This window comes from Kineococcus indalonis (genome assembly GCF_009906395.1).
Lineage (GTDB): Bacteria > Actinomycetota > Actinomycetes > Actinomycetales > Kineococcaceae > Kineococcus > Kineococcus indalonis.
Genome location: NZ_JAAALM010000589.1, coordinates 1 through 2,293, shown reverse-complemented (window position 1 = coordinate 2,293; position 2,293 = coordinate 1). Strand labels below are relative to the sequence as shown.

General features: G+C 77.8%; 3 protein-coding genes. All 3 read right to left on the bottom strand.

Annotation, left to right across the window (positions count from 1 at the left end; all coding sequences use genetic code 11):
• Positions 1-4: 4 nt before the first annotated feature.
• Positions 5-1,054, bottom strand: coding sequence for an aldo/keto reductase (locus GTR00_RS19220; RefSeq protein WP_166613164.1), 1,050 nt, complete (start codon positions 1,052-1,054; stop codon positions 5-7).
• 74 nt (positions 1,055-1,128) lie between these two features.
• Positions 1,129-1,632: a MarR family winged helix-turn-helix transcriptional regulator gene (locus GTR00_RS19215; RefSeq protein ID WP_323132613.1), complete on the bottom strand. Its 504-nt coding sequence runs from the start codon at positions 1,630-1,632 to the stop codon at positions 1,129-1,131.
• 85 nt (positions 1,633-1,717) lie between these two features.
• Positions 1,718-2,293, bottom strand: a 576-nt coding sequence (locus tag GTR00_RS19210) for a DeoR/GlpR family DNA-binding transcription regulator (protein ID WP_166613163.1), incomplete at its 5' end; no start/stop codon positions are given.

Genomic DNA, 2,293 nt, shown 5'->3' with positions numbered 1-2,293 from the left:
GTGCTCAGCCCTCGGAGGCCGCGAACCTCGAGTGCGGGTCCAGGCGGGTGAGCAGCTTGGCGCCCAGCTCCTCCAGGGCGGCGACGTCCTCGCGCTCCAGGACGTCGAAGACGAGGCGGCGCACCGCGCGCTGCTGCTCCTCCGTGGGCGCGGGCAGGTCCGCGGCGGCGGCGTTGCGGCGGGCCTGCTCGCCGTTGCGGGCGCCGGGGATGACGACGCTGACGCCGGGCTGCTCGACGATCCAGCGCAGCGTGGCGCCGGCCAGCGGGGCCTCGCCGAAGACGCCGGCCAGGCGCCGCGCGGCCTGCACGCCCACCTCGAAGGGCACGCCCGCGAACGTCTCGCCGATGTCGAACGCGGCGCCCTCGCGGTTGTAGGTGCGGTGGTCGTCGGCGGCGAACGTGGTGCTCTCGTCGTACTTGCCCGACAGCAGGCCCGAGGCCAGCGGCACGCGCACCACCACGCCCACGCCGGCCTCGGCCGCGGCGGGCAGGAACTCGGTGACCGGCTTCAGGCGCAGCGGGTTCAGGATGACCTGCACGCTGGCGACGTGCGGGCGGGCCACGGCGGCCAGGCCCTCGGCGACGGTCTCCACCGACACCCCGTAGGCGGCGGTGCGGCCCTCCTGCACGAGGGTGTCCAGGGCGTCGAAGACCGCGTCGGTGGCGTACACCTCCGAGGGCGGGCAGTGCAGCTGCACCAGGTCCAGGGTGTCCACGCCGAGGTTCTCGCGGCTGCGGTCGTTCCAGGCGCGGAAGTTCTCCAGCGAGTACGCGCCCGCCACGTGCGGGTCCGCCCGGCGGCCCATCTTGGTGGCCACGGTGACCCCGCTCGCCCCGCTCTCGCGCAGGAAGCGGCCCACCAGGCGCTCGCTGCGCCCGTCGCCGTACACGTCGGCGGTGTCCAGGAACGTCACGCCCGCGTCCACGGCGGCGGCCAGCGTGGCCAGCGCGTCGTCCTCGCCGACCGATCCCCAGTCACCGCCGAGCTGCCAGCAGCCCAGCCCCACGACGCCGACCTCGCGGCCGGTCCTGCCCAGCGTCCTCGTCTGCACGCGCCGCACCCTACGCAGGCGCCGGGCCCGGCGCAGACCGGGTGGGCCCGGCGGGCCGGCGGCCGGCGCGGTGCTCAGCCCTCGGAGGCCGCGAACCTCGAGTGCGGGTCCAGGCGGGTGAGCAGCTTGGCGCCCAGCTCCTCCAGGGCGGCGACGTCCTCGCGCTCCAGGACGTCGAAGACGAGGCGGCGCACCGCCTCCACGTGCCCGGGGGCGGTGGCGACGATGTGCTGCCAGCCGGCGTCGGTGAGGACGGCGAACTGCCCGCGCCCGTCGGCGGGGTCGGCCTCGCGGCGCACCCAGCCGCGGTCCTCCAGCTTGCGCACGACGTGCGAGACGCGGGGGGCGGAGGAGTTGGTGCGCGAGGCGACCTCGCTCATCCGCAGCCGCCGCCCGGGTGACTCCGAGAGCATCGCCAGCACCATGTACCCGGTGTGGGTGAGGTCGCCGTCGCGCTGCAGCTGGGAGTCCAGCGCCGCGGGCAGCAGGGTGACCACCGCGGCGAGCTTGAGCCAGGCGCGGCGCTCGTCGGGGTCCAGCCAGCGCGGCGCGGCTTCCGGTGCGGGGTCGGCGCTCACCGCCCCATGGTACGGAGCCGCCGCCGCGGTGGGACGGGCCGCCGCCGCGGCGGCGCGGCCGCGCGGGGGCGCCCCGGGGCGGGGCTCAGGCGTGCAGCACGCGGTGCCCGGCGGCGGTCAGGGCCGCCACCGCGGGGTCGTCCGGGCCGAGGTCGGTGACGATCCCGGCGACCTCGGCCAGCGGCAGCACGACGTGCGCGGAGGCGGCGCCGACCTTCTCCGCGCTGGCGAGCACGTACGTCTCCGCCGCGCGGGCGGCCAGGGCCCGCTTGACCGCGGCCTCCTCGGCGTCGCCGGTGGTCAGGCCCGCCTGCGGGTGCACGCCGGTGACGCCGAGGAGGAAGACGTCGGCGTTGACGCGGGCGGCGGCCTCCACGGTGGCCGCGCCGCAGGTGACGCCGGAGTGCTTGAACAGCCGCCCGCCCAGCACGAGGACCTCCGCGCGCGGGTGGTCCACGAGGGCGGCGGCCACGACGGGGCTGTGGGTGACGACGGTGAGCGCCAGGGAGGGTGGCAGCGCGCGGGCCACGGCCAGCGCGGTGCTGCCGCCGTCGAGCAGGACCGTGCCGCCGGCGGGCAGCAGGGCGGCGGCGGCGCGGGCGACGGCGGCCTTGCCGGGGCCGGACAGGCCCGCGCGCACGCCCAGGTCGGCGGTGGCGGG